This window comes from Nordella sp. HKS 07, assembly GCF_011046735.1.
In the GTDB taxonomy this organism is placed as follows: domain Bacteria; phylum Pseudomonadota; class Alphaproteobacteria; order Rhizobiales; family Aestuariivirgaceae; genus Taklimakanibacter.
This window is the reverse complement of the sequence record NZ_CP049258.1, coordinates 2,692,468-2,709,175: the sequence shown is the minus strand read 5'-3', so window position 1 is coordinate 2,709,175 and position 16,708 is coordinate 2,692,468. Positions and strand designations below refer to the sequence as shown.

Genomic DNA, 16,708 nt, shown 5'->3' with positions numbered 1-16,708 from the left:
ATGCTTGTCGTGCGAGCGTTCAGTTGTCTGAGGTCGAACTCGATCTCGTAAAGGCCCCTCACCCTCCCATTGCTACGCAATGGGCCCCTCCCTCTCCCCGCTAAAGCGGGGCGAGGGTAAGGGCGCATCCCTCACGAGATGTGTACATACGATAGCGGCGAAAGCCGGGATCCATTCGGCACGAATTTAATGAGCCCCGGCTTTCGCCGGGGTGACGTCATTGTGTTGCTTTCGCACGCAGCGCCTCGAACAGCGCCAGCTGATCGGCGATGAGCTCGCGCTTCTCGTCGCGGCGGACGAAGACCTTGAACATCGCCTCGCCCTCGCCGTTGATGAACTGCACCGAGCAGGAGCGCCGGCCATGGAACAGCCGGTCGATGAAATAGATCGCGGCGCAGCGGTCGGCCTTGATATGGCCGCCGATCGGGCTGTCGCCATGGATGTTGAAATAGCCTTGCGCAGCTGTGCCACCGGGCAGCGGCCCCTTGCATTCGAGCACGATGTCGGTGGTGTGGACGATGAACAGCACGTCACCCCATTGCGTAAGCGCCTGCCAGATCTCCTCGAAGCGGCTGCCCGCCACGTGGCGCGCGGCCCCTTGCGGCAGCTCGTCGAAGACGCGGCGCAGCGGCACGCCGCATTGCGCCGCGATGACCTCGAGCACGCCGTCGGGCTTCGCCTTCAGGGCATCCGCGACCGAGGCCGGCTTCTCTTTGAGCGCAACGGTCATGCCGCCGCTCCGGCGGACGCCGCGGTGAGCGTCTGGATCGCCTCGAAGCCCTCGAATTGCGGATGGCCGAGGAACAACTTCTTGTTGGAGTTGTCACCGGCACGGGCATGCGCCTTGCGGAAGCCTTCCGAATTGGTCCAGGCCTCGAAATCGGCTTTAGTACGCCACACGGTGTGCGAGGAGTAGAGAATGTGATCCTCAAGTTCCGGCCCGCGCAGCAGGTGGAATTCGACGAAGCCCTGCATCTCGTTCAGATAGCTGTCGCGCTTGAGCCAGACTTGCTCGAATTCGGCACCCGAATCCTTCGGCACCTTGAAACGGTTCATGGCAATGAATGTCATAGGCATCTTCCCTCAGATCTGCGGCCGCGCATCGGCGCCGGCCCTCGAAAGCACAGGGGAACGCGCGGATCTTGACCATCCGTTCGTTCCGTTTCTCATCTGCTCTGGCTGGCTGGCTTGCCGGAATATCTGAGGCTTGCTCGCGGGCTGGCGCATCGGGGGCCGCCGAATTTGCCGGCTAACCCCAGATGATGCTTGACGATTAGCAATAGCCGACCTAATTAGTCAACTATTCTTCCTGACGACTTTCTCGGAACTAGCTGATCGCCACGTTCCGCAAAACCTGCGGAGTGGTGCACCTCATGATCAACCCGACCCCCATTAACGAACCGGCCCCCCAGAAGACCCCGGCCGCCTATGAGAGCGAGGCGGCGAAGGGCGAGACCACTTATTCCTCACGCGATCTGTTCCGCGACAAGACCGAGATCCGCATCGAGCATCAGGGCGAGATGTATCGCCTGAGAATCACCCGCTCCGGCGGCCTGCTCCTGAACAAGTAGGATCACCCCCCATGCGAAGCGTCTCCCGCCGCCGGCTGCTCAGCGCCGGCGCCGCTGCGGTTTTCACGCTGTCGGCTTCCGCTCCGCTTATCGCCCGCAACGTCAAGGATGCGGCCGGCGACGACGTCACGCTCGGCAAGCTCGACCGCATCCTCTCGATCGGCGGCGATGTCACCGAGATCATCCATGAGCTGGGTGAAGGCCGTCGCGTGATCGCCACCGACACCACCAGCACCTTCCCGCCGGCAGTGCTGGCCCTCCCCAAGGTCGGCTATATGCGGGCGCTGTCGACGGAAGGCGTGCTCGCGCAATCGCCGGATCTGATCCTGGCGAGCGCCGGCTCAGGCCCGCCGGAAGTGGTCGCGGCCCTGAAACAGAGCGGCGTCCCGATCGCACTCGTCGACTATAACCCGACCGCTGAGGCGATCGGCCGCAAGATCGCGCTCATCGCCGAGATTCTCGACGTGAAGGAGAAGGGGACGTCACTCACCAGATCGATCGAAGCCGAACTGGCCGCCCTCAAGGCCGCCCTGGGCCACGCGCCGCGCCCGCGCACTCTGTTCGTGCTCAGCCTCATCGGCGGCCGCATCATGGCGGCAGGGGCCAAGTCCTCGGCGAATGAAATCATCACGCTCGCCGGCGGCACAAACGCGGTCGCCGACTTCAACGGCTTCAAGCCGGCGAGCGCCGAAGCGATCATCGCCGCGCAGCCGGAAGCGGTGGTGATGATGGAGCGCGAGGGTGATATCGGCGCCGACGAGCTTTTCGCGCAGGAGCCTTTCTCGAAGATACCGGCGGCCAGGACCCGCAAGCTCATCCGCATGGACGGCTCCTATCTCCTAGGCTTCGGACCGCGCACGCCTTCCGCCGCGCGCGAGCTCGCCAAGGCGCTGCATCCTGGTCTCGCTCTGTGACGGTGATCGACACCTCTCCCGATACGACGATCGGCATGGAAGGCGACCGCAGCGGCCGGGCGAAGCTAGCGATGGTGGGCCTGGGGCTGCTGCTCGCCGCAGCCTGCGTGATCTCGATCATGACCGGCCCGGTGCCGCTTTCGGCCACGACCGTGCTGCAGGTGATCTTCACGCCCGACGCCGTAAGTTTGCGCGACCAGGCCATCGTCTGGAGCGTGCGACTGCCAACGCACCCTGCTCGCCATCCTGGTCGGCGGCGCGCTCGCTTTTTCGGGCGCCCTGCTGCAAGGCCTGTTCCGCAATCCGCTCGCCGATCCGGGCATCATCGGCGTCTCGGCGGGTGCGAGCTTCGCCGCCATTACCGCTATCGTTCTAGGTGAGGCGCTTCTCGGCGCGGCGGCGATGATCTATCTGCTGCCGGTCGGCGCCTTTTTCGGCGGCCTCGTCGCCACGACCTGCCTCTATCTCATCGCCACCCGGCGCGGGCGCACCTCGATCGCCACGATGCTTCTCGGCGGCATCGCCATCGCCGCCTTGATGATGGCGGCGACCGGCGTGCTCATCTTCATGAGCAACGACCAGCAATTACGCGAGCTCACCTTCTGGAGCCTCGGCAGCTTAGGGGGAGCCAGCTGGCCCAAGATTTTCGCCACGACGCCCTTCATCGCCATCGGCCTGCTGCTCGGCCTCGCTTTCGCCGGCGGCTTCAACGCGCTGGCGCTAGGTGAATCGGAAGCCCGTCATCTCGGCATTCCGGTGCAGATCCTCAAGCGCACGGCCATCGTCGCGGTGGCGCTCCTGACCGGCACCGCCGTGGCGGTGAGCGGCACGATCGGCTTCCTCGGCATCGTCGTGCCGCATCTCCTGCGTCTCTTCATCGGGCCGGATCACCGCTTCCTCCTGCTGGCCTCGCTGCTTCTGGGGGCCGTACTGCTGGTCGGCGCCGACATGATCAGCCGCACCATCGTCTCGCCGGCGGAACTGCCGATCGGCATCGTCACCGCCATCCTGGGAGCCGCGTTCTTCCTGTGGATTCTGCTGCGCAACCGCAATCTCGTCGACCTCTGATGTTCTCCGCCGACCATATCTCGCTCAGCTATGGCGCGCGCCCGGTGCTCAGCGACGTGTCGCTCACTCTGGCGCGCGGCGAGCTCGTCATCATCCTGGGGCCCAACGGCGCCGGCAAGTCCACGCTGCTCAGGGTGCTGACCGGCGATCTCGATCCCGATGAAGGCTCAGTCAGTTTCGACGGCAGACCGCTCGCCCGCATTGCGCTCGACGAGCTGGCGCGCGAGCGCGCCGTCCTGTCGCAATCGACGGGGCTCAACTTCCCGTTCACCGTCTTCGAAGTGGTCCGCCTCGGCCTCGAAGCCGGCCGCGCCGGCCTGAGCCGGACCGAAGCGCAGCGGCTTCTGCCGCGCGCGCTCAAGGCCGTCGGCCTCGAAGGCTTCGAAGGAAGGTTGCATCAGCAGCTGTCCGGCGGCGAGCAGCAGCGCGTGCATCTGGCACGCGTCCTCTGCCAGGCCTGGGCCGGAAGACCGGATGGTTCGGGCTTCCTGTTGCTCGACGAGCCGGTATCCAATCTCGACATCCGTCATCAGTTGCAGACGCTGGAAGCGGTGCGCCGCCATGTGACCGGAGGCGGCGGCGCGCTGATGATCCTGCATGACATCAACCTGGCGGCACTCTATGCCGACCGGCTGGTGATGATGGCCGATGGGCGCATTCGCCGCCAAGGCGCGCCGCGGGATGTGCTCGACCGCTCGGCGATCCTCGATGTCTATGGCGTCGACATGCCGGTCGAGATCGCGAAAGCGTCAGGCCGTCCCTTCGCGCTGCTCAGCCGGCCGGCATGAGATTTCCCCCCTTGTCACTTCCCCTTCTCCCGCTTGCGGGAGAAGGTGGCGCGAAGCGCCGGATGAGGGTGTCCTTCGTGAAACCGGAAAAAACTTCGAAGGGTGCGTGACATTCGAACCAACACCCTCACCCGCCCTATCGGGCACCCTCTTCCGCAGGCGGGAGAGGGGGAATGAGTCCGGGGAGGGAAATAAATGCGCGTGTCAGAACGCCGATGGAAATGGTTCCGGATTGGCGAAGCGTCTGAGGACGTTCCAGGTGATCTTCGAGACGTTGTTGTCATAGTTGTTATGCGAGAGCGACCCACACCAGGCGATCGACGACGTCGCGAACAGGGCGCCGCCCGACGGTGTCTCGCCGAAGCTGAGATCGGCGCGCACGCGCTCATTCTGGTCGCCGCCGAGATTGGGCGGCACGATGGTGAATTCTTCATTCACGAGCATCATCATCGAATTGTGGTTCTCCGATGACGCGAGACGCAGCATGTTGGGTGGCGAGCCGAGATTGGTGGTGATGCAGTCGAGCTCGATGCCGGAGGCCGCACCGCCGATCAGGCCGAAATTGCCGATGATGTCGTCCGGGACGCCCTCGAAGATGAAGGCGGCGCGCGGATTGTCGGCATCGGGGGCGCGGCGATAATAGGACGACACGTCGAAGCCCTGGGCGATAAAGCCGACGCCGCAGATCACATTGGGGGCGCGGCCGATGCGCCGCCACAGACCGCCATACTCGCCGGTGAAGGAATGATAATATTCGCCGGGTTCGGCCACCCAGGTGCGGATGCCGTCCTCGGCGCGGCGCACCTCGATGACCCCTGGCAACTCGTCGTGGAAGGCGATGCGCCAGTACCAGCCATTGCCCCCCATATACATGAGCCGGCCGCCGCGATCGATCCACGCCTTCATGGCGTCCCACATCGGCGTCGAATGATATTCGGGATGAGTGCCGGTCACGACGACGCGATAGTCGCGCAGAAGCTCATAGCCGTCCTCATGCAGGTCCTCGTCGGTGATGACGTCGTAGTCGACGCCATGATGGTCGAGCCAGTCATAGAGGTGTGTGTCGGCATTATACTGATAGAGGCCGGAGCCATGGCCGCCGAGCCAGGAATGATATTGCGGCGCATAGTTGAGATTGGGCCTGAGCCGCGACGAATAGCAAACGCCCGATCCGTCGGCATGACAATCGTAGAGCGAGCCGCCGAGCTCGGGATGGTCATACATGTAAAGATCGGTATGGCCGAAGGTCAGAAGCCGCGCCATTTGCCGCTCGGCGCCGCGCGCGGTAATGTGCTCGCCGTGATTGGCGTAAGCGAGATAGGAAGCGGTGGACGCCAGCACAAGGATTTTCGGCCGGTTGGCGCGCGCTTGGCGCGAACGCGGCGGGCGCACGAAGAAAGCGAGATACTGCTCGCGCGTCGCCTCGCGGTCGGTCTCGCCCGAGCGCACATGCAGCGCGTAAGGCCCGCTCTTGATGTCTTCCGGCACGGTGAACTCGACCGAGGTCTCCCAGCCGGCGTCATAGATATCGTCGCTGTGGAAGTGGATGGCGCCGTAATGCTCAGGCTTGCGCAGCCAGCTATGCTCCTCGCCGGTCCAGTTCCAGCCCTTCATGCCGCGCGCCGGCAGATGCACGAGGCGGCCGTGATGGCCAGAAGGGCCGATATCCACGGTCCGCGTGCCGCGGATGTCCCTGGCGAAATCCCAGCGCGCGATGATGGCGCCGAGCAGGGACGGATCGATGACCGGCCGCAGATAGGCGTCCTGGCGGCCGGCCTCATGGAGGCCCGCCAGGATGAGCGGGCTGTCGATCTTGCCGTCGAAATGTCGACCAATCGTCCCGTCGGGTTCGGGACAGCCGGCCATCATCAGGGGCGCGTCGAGCGCCTTGGGCAACACCGCGAGCTTGCCGCTCCTATGTGCACGGTCGGCAATCTGCGCATAAGGTTGGATGGGCCGCTGATCGAGCGCCACTTCGCCGGATTTTGGTTCGATCGATACCGCCACCGCATACCATTGCCGCTCCAGCATGGCCTTGCCGCTCTTGAGGCTCGCGATCTTGCCGGATCCATCTCCGAGAAGGACGGCAAGCTGGCCGCCGTCAGTCACCTCGATACGGAAACCGCTAGAGCGCCTGGCGTCCCATTGCGCCACCAATGTCTGGTCCTGCCGCTTCAGCAAGGTCGGCCAGATCATCGCGAAGAAGGTGAAGGAGTCCGAAGCCAAAGCCGGGAAGTTCTCGACCACCATATGGGAGCCGGCATCGATGCGCTGCGGCTTGCCGGGATAGCGGCCGTCGGCAGCCGATGGGATATGCCGGAATTTGAGCCCTGGGCCTTCGGGGTTGCAGTCGCCATGGATGACACGAACCAGACGGGCGTCGAAATGCGTGCCTTCCTCGAGTGACACATTAAAGGCGATATTCTCGCCAGGCGCCACACTATAGCGATCCGGATAGCCGACGATCTTGAGCATGGTGTTCCCGCTTTCCCGTCAATCGCGATAGGGCGTGTTGATGTCCTCGCCCGTATGCTGGCGCCAGCGCCGGCGGAAGACTTCCCACTCCGCCTCTTCCCGGCTGGTGAAGATCCGATCGTCCTCGACGGCGATCGGACCGTCGAGACGATTGGGCGGCATTGTGCCCAGCACCCATTCGGCAAAGGGCTTCCTGCAGATCAGAATGACCTGATAGCCGGTCGGGTCGTGACGGAGGATATTGAGGACACGCTGGAGGCCGGGACTATGGGCGCCGATCGGCGTGGAACGAAACTCTGCTATATATTGCCGGTCCCGTTCCGCGTCGATCTTGTACACCATTGTCAGGCTCCGCCCGCTCCGCGCTTCTTCTCCGGCCGATGGGCCGCTAGCAGGGATAATATCCGGGACAGATCGTTTGTCACGTAGTCCGCATCGGCAAGCCTGCCACAGCCCAGATCATAGGCGATCACCACGAGGCCGGCGGCGCGCGCGGCGCGGCGGCCGGTGGCACTGTCCTCGACGGCCGCTGTCTGGTCGGGCCTGAGCTTGAGCCTTGCTACGCCGGTGGCATAGGATTCAGGATCGGGCTTGCCCTTCGCCACATCGTCGAGGCTGAGGGTAAACTGCATCACATCGGCGAGGCCGAGAGCGTCGATATTGGCATCGAGAATAACCCGGCCGGCATTCGAGACGCAGATCTGCGTGATGCCCGCTTCGTCGAGCGCCTTGACAGTGTCGATCGCCAGCGGCATGGGCTTCAGGACATGGCGATGACGCACATAATAATCGTCATTGGCGCGGTCCCACTCGTTCCAGGTGGCCGAAGCGGGCATGCGCGGCTGAAGTGCCTTCCACACATCCTTCATATGAACGCCGCGGAAGCTGTCCTCCGGTATGTCGGAAATATCGACATTCCAGTTACCGCAAGCGGCGATCAAAGCATGGTGATGCAGCGGCTCGCTGTCCACCAGCGTACCATCGACATCCCAGGCTACGGCGCGAATGGTCATCATGTCTCCTTGATTTCGAGTGCCGCGATCGGCGGGTAGAGTTCGCGGAAGAGCGCATAGCCCTGAGCATAGGTTTCGGCCTTGGCCGGGTCGGGCTCGAGCCGGTCGGCCAGGCTCACGAAGCGTGATATCGCAGACCAGTCCGTGGCGAGCCCCATGCCCATCGCCGCCGTATAGGCAGCACCGAGACAGGAGCCCGGATGTCCGGCCAGCCGCTGCACCGGCTTCTGCAGCACGTCGGAGACGATCTGCATCCATACCGTGCTCTTCGAGCCGCCGTCGGAGGCGAGATAGGTCTCGGTGGCGTGGCCCATGTCGTTGAGCACTTCGATATGATGGGCGATGCCATAGGCATAGGCCTCGAGCAAAGCGCGCCAGAGATGCTTGGGCTGATGCGCGAGGCTCAGGCCCAGTATCGCGCCCCTGACGTCGGCGTCGTGGACCGGCGTTTTCTCGCCGAGGAAATAGGGCAGGATCCGTACCCCTTGTGCGCCCGGCGGCACGTCCTCGGCCTGGCGGTCGAGCCACTGATGCAAGTTGAGGCCGGCCTCATCCGCCTTCTGGCGCTCGCCGCCGGCGAAATTGGCGACGAACCAGTTGAGGCCGGAACCGCCGGTCGCCATGCAGCCATTGGGCATATAGAGGCCGGGCACCAGGTGATAGTCGAGATACATGCGCGGATCCGGCGCCACGCGGTCGGTGGCGATCAGCACGTCGACGGAGCCGCCGAATTTGAGCAGAACATCGCCGGGCCGGGCTATGCCGGCCGCGAGTGCCGAAGCGATATGATCGGCGGCGCCGCCGACGACCGGCGTTCCCTCGGCGAGGCCGGTTTCCCGCGCCGCCTGGGCGGTAAGGCCGCCCAGCTTATCATGCGACAGGGTCTTGCGCGGCAGCACCTGACGCTGAATGCCGGCGAGCTTTACCAGGTCGTCGTCGATCTCATGCGTGGCGAGATTGATGAAGCCGCCTTCCAGCGCCCAGTTGTGCTCTACGGCGCGCTCACCGGTCAGCCGCCAGTTGATGTAGTCATAGGAGCCAAAGACCGTCGCGATCCTGGCGAAGATCTCCGGCTCGTGTTTCTTGATCCACAGGAGCTTGGCGATGACGAGCTGCTGGTTGACGCCATTGCCGGTTTTCTGCGTGAAGGCCTCTTCATCCACAAGCTTGCGCAGTTCGACCACTTCGGCGGCGCAGCGCGCATCGCTCTGCTGGATGCTGGGCCGGAGCAGCTTTCCATCTTCATCGAGCAATACCACCGCCGGCAGCATGCCGGCGGTGCCGATGGCCTTGATGTCTTGCGGCTTGAGACCGCCCACATCCAGCAACTCGCGGGTGATCTCGCAGACATTCCCCCACCACTGCTCGGGATTTTCTTCGGCCCAAGCAGGATGGGGCGCGGTCAAAGTCACCGGCCGCGAGGCGATATGAACGATGCGGTCGGGCAGGCCGATCAGGATGCCGATCGTCGATGTCGTGCCGATATCGAGGCCGATGACATAGGTCATGGGGTGTGTTCCGTCAGCGGAGCCCTGAGACCTTGTCCATGAAGCGCTTGACGCGAGCGCCATCGACCGGGTTCCACGTATTGCCGTCGACCTTGAAGTGGGTGCCGATGACGACGCCGTCGGCGACCGAGAGCACGTCGGTGACATTGTCGATATTGACGCCGGTATTGGCGAAGACCGGCACGTTCTTCAGCGTATCCTTCACCTTGCGCAGATCGGACTGTACCGCGGGCTCGCCGGTGAGCGGGCCGGACACCAGGATCGCATCGGCGAGAGAGGAGAAGACGGCGCTCTTGGCGCGCAGTTCGATCGGACGCTGATCAAGCGAATGGGCGAATTCGGCATTGATGTTGAAGAGGAGCTTCATGTCGCCGCGGCCGAGATTGCGGCGCATGCGCGATGCGTTGGCGCAGTCGGGCTCCCAGATGCCCATGTCGGACGCGAAGACGCCGGTGAAGATCTCGCGCACGAATTTCGCGCCGGTCACGGCGCCGATCGCCACGCTGGCCTTGGGATCCCAGAGATAGTTGACGCCGAAGGGAACCTTGAGCGCCGGCTTCACCGCCTGGACGACCGCCGACATCGCGGCAATGCCTTCATGGGGAGCCGCGAACACATAGGGGCGGTCATTCTCGTTGCCGAACATGATGGCATCGACGCCGCCGTCCTGCAGTTTTTCGACGTCCTTCAAAACGTCGGCAATGAGCTTCTCGACGCCGCCCGCCGCATCATAGAGCGGGCTGCCCGGCAAGGCCCCGATATGGGCCATGGCGATGACGGGCTTCTTCTTGGCGCCAAAGAAATCGAACGGCATGATAGTCAGTCTCCTGGTGGTGTTCTAATTGTTCAAGACGTGATGGTGGCAGGATTGGCGAGGCGGACCTCGACATTGGCGCTGGCCAATGCGTCGGCGAGCTCACCGGAAGGCGTTGCGTCGGTGATCAGCATGTCGATGCTGTCGAGGGCGGCCACCTGCACGAGCGACAGGCGGTTGAATTTGGCGGCGTCGCAGAGCAGCACCTTGCGGCTGGAGCGGCGCAAATAGACGCGCTTCAGCTCGCTGTCCTCGAGCGAATAATCGAAGAGGCCGGCCTGGGTGAGGCCCGCCGCGCCGATGAAGGCGATATCGAACCACAGCTGCTCGAACTGAGCGACGGCGGTCGGGCCGCAGATCGACATCTCGTCGCCGCGCACCTCGCCGCCCGGCAGATAGACATCCCGTCTTTCACGGCCGAGCAAAGAGGCGACGCGCAGGGAATTGGTGAAAATCTTGATGCCGGTAAGGGCGCGCAAGCGCGCCGCCAGCACGAAGGCGCTGCTGCCGACATCGAGCGCTACCGACTGGCGCGTGCCGAGGAGGCTCGCCGCCACCGTGGCAATGGCTTCCTTGGCGGCGTTGTTCTGGCGCAGCCGCTGCTCGAATGCCGGCTCCTCACGTTCGAATGCGAGTGCGGCCGTACCTTCAGGCGCGATGGCGCCGCCATGGGTGCGGACCAGACGTCCATCGGTCTCGAGATCGATGAGATCGCGGCGGATCGTCATTTCCGAGACAGCAAGAGCGGCGGCCACCTCGGCCACCGACACGAAGCCGGTCTTGCGCAGCTGTTCAATAATATGCGCCTGGCGCAATTCGACCGGCAGACGCCGGCCAGTCTCCGGACGCGAATCTGTTACGTTCGAGTCAGGCGTTTCTGATGGTGATACCATCTGAATCCCCCTGGGTTGCGTGAATTCCCGTGTGAGATAGCACAAACGAGATAGATATCAAACAAATTCGAACACAGTTTACACCGTAATTCTGTCACGCTATGTGTGCTTCCGCACATCTTGAGAGGAATTATGACAGAAACATCAATGACGTCCACGCTCGGATCCGACCTCAAGGGCAAGACCGCCATTATCACGGGCGGTGCTACCGGCATCGGCCGGGCTATCGCCAGCTCGCTTTCCGCCCATGGGGTGCGCATCGTGCTCGCCGATCTCAATCTTGAGGCGGCCAAGGCGACCGCGGCGACACTCGGTCCCGATGCCCTGGCTTTCGGACTCGATGTGAGCAAGCGCGCCGAGGTCGAGAAGACTTTCGGTCTGATCGAGAAGACGGCGGGAAGCTACGACATTCTGATCGCCAATGCCGGCGTGTCGACGATGAACCGCGCCATCGACCTCACTGACGAAGAATGGGACTTCAATTTCGGCGTCAATATAAAGGGCGTCTTCCTGACCAACCAGGCGGCGATCCGCTACTTTCTGAAGACGGCGCGGAAAGGCGTCATCGTCAATACCGCATCGCTCGCCGCCAAGGTCGGAGCGCCGCTCCTCGCCCACTACTCGGCCAGCAAATTCGCCGTTCTGGGCTGGACGCAGGCGCTCGCCCGCGAAGTGGCGGCGCAAGGCATCCGCGTCAATGCCGTGTGCCCCGGCTTCGTCAAGACTTCGATGCAGGATCGTGAAGTCGAGTGGGAAGCGAAACTGCGCGGCATGACACCCGAGCAGGTGATCAAGGATTATGTGGCGCAGACGCCGCTCGGCCGGCTTGAGACGCCGGGAGATGTGGCGAGCCTCGCCACGTTCCTATGCTCGGACGGCGCCCGCTTCATGACCGGCCAAGGCATCAATGTCACTGGCGGCGTGTATATGGGATAACGCCCGCTCTCACAGCGTGAAGTGGAGCAGTTCCGATACAACAAGCCCGGCCGCGCCGCGTAACGCAGCGCGGTCCTCCAAATCTCCCATGACCAGCTCGATATCGCCGCCGGGGCGCCAAGGCACAAGCTCACGGACATGTGCGGCAATCGCCTCGAGCATGCGGGGGCCGCCTCCGACGACATCGCCATGCAGAACGAAGAAGTTCGGCGCCATGGTCTGCTGCAGATTGGCGATGCCGACAGCCACATTGTGTGCGTAGCGACCGAGCAGCTCGGCGGCTCCTCGCACACCACCGTCGGCCAGCGCGACGAGACGCGATGAATCCATCGTCTCGGCCGACGAAAGGCCGACCTGTTCCGCCTCCCGGCGCAGCCATCCTAATGTGGCGATGGTCTCCCAGCAGCCGCGCCGTCCGCAACGACACAGCATGCCGTCCACCTGAACGAAAGTGTGGCCCAGTTCGCCACCAGCGCCGGCCTGTCCGCGATAGAGGCGACCATCCAGGAAGAGCGCGCCACCAAGTACCTCGCCCGTGTAGATGACGGCGAAATTGCGCTTGCCGCGGCCGATGCCGAACCAGCGGTCGCCCACCAGCAGCGCACGCGGATGGTGATCGACATGCGCGGCCAGCCCGAAGCGGCTGGATAATTCTGCGCCGAGCGGGAAGCCGGCCAGCAGAGGCGCGAGATTCACCGCGACGATCGATCCACTGTCGGTGTCGATCATGCCGCCGGCCGCCACCCCGATGCCAAGCGGAGCGCGATGGGATAGCGACAATGTCTGGCGGATCGAATCGAAGATGATCCGCGCCAATGCTTCCACCCGATCTGTATCGGGCGGGAAGGCGGCGCTCACTTCCGCAGTGATCGAGCCATCGAGAGATACGAGACAGCAATGGACGCAGTCATGCATCAGGAGAACCGCGGCGATCGGCGCGGCGTCCTTGGCGAACCAGACGGGCTTGGCCGGCTTGCCGCCGCTCTCCTTCGACGGCAGAGGATCACCGTCGACGAGAAGGCCCTGGTCGATGAGGGGCTGGATGATGCCGGTTATGGTGGCCCGGTTAACACCGACATGGCGGGCAAGCTCTGCGCGACTGGTCGGACCGAGATCGAACAACACCTGCAGCACGCGACCGCGATTGGCGAGGCCGATTGCCGAGGACGAGATCAGACCCCGTGTCCGGCCGCGAGGCCTGACGCTCCCGTCGGTCATCATCACTTTCGATCCCATCCCTTCAACGACTTCTCCGGTCCGTCACAGCCCGACGAATCGCGCCTGCTTGTGCGAGCCGTAGCATCACGGCGACCGCCCGGCGAATCCGGCGGCGCCGGCCCACAGCGAGTGGCTGCGTCTTGACGATATCCTAAGTTTGTGGGAGCCTCAAACAAACAAAAGAATAAAGATCGGACGATTTCCCAACGCGAACGATCAACAAAATGACCCGAACGACCAGTGGTTTGGCGTCACATTGGAGGAGGAACGAGCATGGAAAAAACATTCCCAGTTTCCCGTCGCAACGTGTTGAAAGGCAGTGCTGCTCTTGCCGGTGCCGCCGCCCTCGGACTCAGGCCCCGCGGCGCCAGAGCCCAGGACAAGACGCTGCGCGTCCTTGTCGCCGGCGATCCCTTCTATTACGCCATCGAGGGGCTGGCGGACCAGTTCCAGCAGGCGAGCGGCGTCAAGCTGCAGATCGAAGCCATTTCACTTGAGGCCCTGCAGGCGCGCCTCACCTCGTCCTTCATCAGCAACCAGCCGGATGCCGACGTCATCTCGGTCGACCAGATGTGGCTCGGCCAGTATCTCGAGAGCAAATGGATCCTGCCGCTCAACGAGTTCATCAAGGCGGACAAGGACACGGACATCAGCGACTATGTTCCGCAAGCGCTCTATTCGATGAACACCTGGCGCGGCCAGGTCGGCACTCTGCCTGTCGCCACCTATGGGCAGACCGTGCTCTACCGCAAGGACTATATCGACCAGGCGGGCGTCAAGATTCCGGAGGACGGCAGCTGGAGCTGGGCCGACTATCTGGCCATCATCGAGAAGCTCAATGGCAAGGACTTCGCCGGCAAAAAGATGACCGGCACCGTCGTCGCCGGGCAACAGCCGGCACCGATCGTGCATATGTTCACCCAGCTTGCCGCGAGCATGGGCACCAAGTGGTTCAAGAACTTCCCGACCGGAAAATGGGATTTCGAACCGACCATCGACTCGCCGGAAACACTCGAGGCGCTGAAGACCTTCGTCGCCCTCTACAAGAACTCGCCGCCGGAAGCGGTCGGCTACAACTGGTTCGATGCCGGGATGCGCTTCGCCAAGGGAGATATCGGCATCTTCTACTGGTGGACGCCCTACGCCTATCTCTGCAAGAAGGACGGCTATATGTCGGGCAAGGATTCCGTCATCGCCGACAAGATCGGCATCGTAAGATTGCCGACCGCGCCCGGCAAGCCGCAAACCGTCAGCATCGGCGGCCATAGTCTCGGCATTGCCGCCAACACCGCCAATCGCGACGCCGCCTGGCAGTTCATCAAATGGGCGACATCGGCCAAGACCCAGAAGGAAATGGCCCTCTACAACAAGTTCGGCTATCAATTCTCGGACTTCTCGCGCCCGTCGCTCTACAAGGATCCCGATCTCATCAAGATCTATCCGCATCTGCCGGGCCAGCTCGCCGATCTCGAGCAGGGCAACGGCAAGATCGTGCGGCCGCCCTGCCCGGTCTATACGACGCTCGAAGGCATTTACGGACTCAATCTCAACAAGGTGCTGTCGGGCGAATTGACCCCCGAGCAGGCCCTTAAGGATACTTCGCTGTTCTTCCAGAACATCCTCAAGGGCAATTTCCTCATTCCCTATCAGCAGGCATCCTATGACGACACGCTCGATGCCACAAAGGCCCTGATGGCATCGCTCGCCTGAAGATCACAGGGCGCGCAAGCTTGAGGCTTGCGCGCCTTTCAAAATTTGGATCAGCGCATGTCGTCGACCAGCACATTGCCTCGCCGAGGGCGGCGCCTGCCGTCCTACGTGCCGTGGCTCCTCATCACTCCATCGATCATCCTGCTGGTGGCGCTGATCGCCTTTCCGCTGCTGTTCGCGCTCAAGAACAGCTTCTATTTCTGGAACCTACAGATGAGCCCGACGCCGATGGGCTTCATCGGCTGGGGCAATTACGAGATGGCGCTGTCAGGAGGGCTTTTCGCCGGCGCGCTCTACAATACCCTGCTGATCACCGTGGTCGGCACGGCCATCGAATTCGTCCTCGGCCTCGCCATAGCGCTGCTCCTGGTCCGCCAATTGCCGGGCATGAGCGTCACCCGCGCCTTGCTCATCATGCCGACGACCATCGCGCCCATCGTGGTCGGCTTCCTGTTTCGCTACATGTATGATCCGGGCGGCGGCCTCATCCCCTGGCTCCTCGCCTCGCTTGGGATACCGCTGCCGGCCGCAGGCCTGCTCGGGTCGAGCACCACGGCTCTGTGGGCCATCCTGTTCGCCGATGTCTGGCAATGGACGCCCTTCTTCGCCATCGTGCTCTATGCCGGCCTTCTCTCCATACCGTCCGACATCATCGAAGCGGCGCGCATCGACCGGACATCGCCCTGGGCGATGCTGATGCGGATCAAGATCCCGCTCATCAAGAAGACGGTGATGATCGTGATCATGCTGCGCTTCATGCAGCTGTTCAACACGTTCGATCTCGTCCTCGTGCTTACCAAAGGCGGACCCGGCGCCTCGACCCGGACCCTGGGCTACAGTCTCTATCAATATGGACTTGTAGATTTCAATATCGGCCTCGCCAGCGCCATGACCTGGCTGATGGTCATCGTCGTCAATGCGATCATCGCGCTTCTGGTGTTCTTCGCCTTCAAGGAGCTGGACTGATGGCGACACAGAACGGCAGATTGGGAACGGCGGCGCTTTATGCATCCATGCTGCTGCTGCTCTTCGTCTTCATCGGGCCAATCATCTGGTTCGTGCTGCTCTCCATCCGCCCGGCCGACATGTTCTTCACCATGCCGCCGGTACTCGTCTTCACGCCGAGCTGGGATTCGATCAACTATGCGTTCGGCGATCCCGGCAACAATCTGCCGCAACTTCTGAACAGCTTCATCGTCGCGGCGGGTGCGGTACTCCTCAACCTGCCCTTCTCACTGCCCGCCGCCTATGCCCTGTCGCGCTTCAGGATCAAAGGGCGCAAGCACCTGATGATGTGGTATCTCGGCCTGCTGATGGCTCCACCGGTCGCCTTCCTCATTCCCTATGCGATCCTTGCCAGCGCGGCCGGAATAAAGGGCAGCTATCTCTCGATGATCCTCATCCTACAGACCCTGACCATCCCGTTCTCGATCTGGCTGCTGCGCAGCTTCATCGACGAGGTGCCGGTCGAAATCGAGGAGGCGGCGCGCGTCGACGGCGCCTCAACGGCGACAATCCTCATGCGCATTGTGCTGCCGCTCATCCTGCCGGGCCTCATCGTCACTTCGATGTTCGCCTTCGTCTTTTCATGGAACAACGCCGCCTTTCCGCTGGTGCTCAGCAACCGCGCCACGGCCACGCTCCCGATCGGCACGCTGAGATATTTCGGTACGGCGGGCGTTACCTGGGGATTCATCGCCGCGGCGGCGGTCGCCGCGATGATCCCGCCCATGCTCATCTTCCTGGCGCTCGACCGCTATGTCGTGCGCGGGCTCACCTTTGGTTCAGTAAAGGGCTAAT

The 16,708-nt window shown here is 63.1% G+C and carries 18 protein-coding genes; 9 read left to right on the top strand and 9 right to left on the bottom strand.

Annotated features, from left to right (window positions below; genetic code table 11):
- Positions 1 to 217: 217 nt before the first annotated feature.
- Together hutX and G5V57_RS12760 are read right to left on the bottom strand one after the other, a co-directional pair.
- Positions 218 to 730 (bottom strand): heme utilization cystosolic carrier protein HutX, encoded by a 513-nt coding sequence (gene hutX, locus G5V57_RS12765; protein WP_165167875.1) that lies wholly within the window; start codon positions 728 to 730, stop codon positions 218 to 220.
- Entirely contained in the window at positions 727 to 1,071 is a 345-nt protein-coding gene (locus G5V57_RS12760; protein ID WP_165167874.1) for an antibiotic biosynthesis monooxygenase, read from the bottom strand. Before G5V57_RS12760 ends, hutX begins: the two co-directional genes overlap by 4 nt.
- Positions 1,072 to 1,373: 302 nt before the next feature.
- Between G5V57_RS12760 and G5V57_RS12755 the strand changes: the two genes are divergently transcribed.
- From G5V57_RS12755 to G5V57_RS12740, 5 genes are read left to right on the top strand one after another with little or no spacing between them, the layout of a single operon-like run.
- Positions 1,374 to 1,571, top strand: coding sequence for a hemin uptake protein HemP (locus G5V57_RS12755; RefSeq protein ID WP_165167873.1), 198 nt, complete (start codon positions 1,374 to 1,376; stop codon positions 1,569 to 1,571).
- An 11-nt stretch (positions 1,572 to 1,582) separates the two neighbouring features.
- Entirely contained in the window at positions 1,583 to 2,485 is a 903-nt protein-coding gene (locus G5V57_RS12750; RefSeq protein WP_165167872.1) for a hemin ABC transporter substrate-binding protein, read from the top strand.
- Entirely contained in the window at positions 2,482 to 2,865 is a 384-nt protein-coding gene (locus tag G5V57_RS35200) for a hypothetical protein (protein WP_371744775.1), read from the top strand. The genes G5V57_RS12750 and G5V57_RS35200 overlap by 4 nt, the downstream gene beginning before the upstream one ends.
- Positions 2,765 to 3,553: a FecCD family ABC transporter permease gene (locus G5V57_RS12745; RefSeq protein WP_371744817.1), complete on the top strand. Its 789-nt coding sequence runs from the start codon at positions 2,765 to 2,767 to the stop codon at positions 3,551 to 3,553. Before G5V57_RS35200 ends, G5V57_RS12745 begins: the two co-directional genes overlap by 101 nt.
- Entirely contained in the window at positions 3,553 to 4,341 is a 789-nt protein-coding gene (locus tag G5V57_RS12740; protein WP_165167871.1) for a heme ABC transporter ATP-binding protein, read from the top strand. Before G5V57_RS12745 ends, G5V57_RS12740 begins: the two co-directional genes overlap by 1 nt.
- Before the next feature lie 204 nt (positions 4,342 to 4,545).
- On the opposite strand, the gene G5V57_RS12735 is transcribed toward G5V57_RS12740, so the two are convergent.
- Genes G5V57_RS12735 through G5V57_RS12710 form a run of 6 tightly spaced genes read right to left on the bottom strand, consistent with a single transcriptional unit; the run spans position 4,546 to position 11,044 of the window.
- Entirely contained in the window at positions 4,546 to 6,816 is a 2,271-nt protein-coding gene (locus G5V57_RS12735; RefSeq protein ID WP_165167870.1) for a N,N-dimethylformamidase beta subunit family domain-containing protein, read from the bottom strand.
- An 18-nt stretch (positions 6,817 to 6,834) separates the two neighbouring features.
- Positions 6,835 to 7,158: a hypothetical protein gene (locus G5V57_RS12730; protein ID WP_165167869.1), complete on the bottom strand. Its 324-nt coding sequence runs from the start codon at positions 7,156 to 7,158 to the stop codon at positions 6,835 to 6,837.
- 2 nt (positions 7,159 to 7,160) lie between these two features.
- Complete coding sequence (locus tag G5V57_RS12725; protein WP_246737608.1) at positions 7,161 to 7,832, bottom strand: HAD family phosphatase; 672 nt, start codon at positions 7,830 to 7,832, stop codon at positions 7,161 to 7,163.
- Positions 7,829 to 9,337 (bottom strand): FGGY-family carbohydrate kinase, encoded by a 1,509-nt coding sequence (locus tag G5V57_RS12720; RefSeq protein WP_165167868.1) that lies wholly within the window; start codon positions 9,335 to 9,337, stop codon positions 7,829 to 7,831. Before G5V57_RS12720 ends, G5V57_RS12725 begins: the two co-directional genes overlap by 4 nt.
- A 13-nt stretch (positions 9,338 to 9,350) precedes the next feature.
- A complete protein-coding gene (locus G5V57_RS12715; RefSeq protein ID WP_165167867.1) occupies positions 9,351 to 10,151 on the bottom strand; it encodes a BtpA/SgcQ family protein in 801 nt (266 codons plus the stop codon).
- 32 nt (positions 10,152 to 10,183) lie between these two features.
- Positions 10,184 to 11,044: a DeoR/GlpR family DNA-binding transcription regulator gene (locus G5V57_RS12710; RefSeq protein ID WP_165167866.1), complete on the bottom strand. Its 861-nt coding sequence runs from the start codon at positions 11,042 to 11,044 to the stop codon at positions 10,184 to 10,186.
- Positions 11,045 to 11,191: 147 nt separating this feature from the next.
- On the opposite strand from G5V57_RS12710, the gene G5V57_RS12705 reads away from it, so the two are divergent.
- Positions 11,192 to 11,980, top strand: coding sequence for an SDR family NAD(P)-dependent oxidoreductase (locus G5V57_RS12705; protein WP_165174072.1), 789 nt, complete (start codon positions 11,192 to 11,194; stop codon positions 11,978 to 11,980).
- Between the two features lie 9 nt (positions 11,981 to 11,989).
- Here G5V57_RS12705 and G5V57_RS12700 read toward each other — a convergent pair whose 3' ends face one another.
- Positions 11,990 to 13,201 (bottom strand): ROK family transcriptional regulator, encoded by a 1,212-nt coding sequence (locus G5V57_RS12700; RefSeq protein WP_246737606.1) that lies wholly within the window; start codon positions 13,199 to 13,201, stop codon positions 11,990 to 11,992.
- A 270-nt stretch (positions 13,202 to 13,471) separates the two neighbouring features.
- On the opposite strand from G5V57_RS12700, the gene G5V57_RS12695 reads away from it, so the two are divergent.
- Genes G5V57_RS12695 through G5V57_RS12685 form a run of 3 tightly spaced genes read left to right on the top strand, consistent with a single transcriptional unit; the run spans position 13,472 to position 16,707 of the window.
- Entirely contained in the window at positions 13,472 to 14,908 is a 1,437-nt protein-coding gene (locus tag G5V57_RS12695; protein ID WP_165167864.1) for an extracellular solute-binding protein, read from the top strand.
- Positions 14,909 to 14,965: 57 nt separating this feature from the next.
- Positions 14,966 to 15,874, top strand: coding sequence for a carbohydrate ABC transporter permease (locus tag G5V57_RS12690; protein WP_165167863.1), 909 nt, complete (start codon positions 14,966 to 14,968; stop codon positions 15,872 to 15,874).
- Positions 15,874 to 16,707 carry a carbohydrate ABC transporter permease gene (locus G5V57_RS12685; protein WP_165167862.1) on the top strand — a complete coding sequence of 278 codons (834 nt, stop codon included), beginning with the start codon at positions 15,874 to 15,876 and terminating at the stop codon, positions 16,705 to 16,707. The genes G5V57_RS12690 and G5V57_RS12685 overlap by 1 nt, the downstream gene beginning before the upstream one ends.
- Position 16,708: the final 1 nt, after the last annotated feature.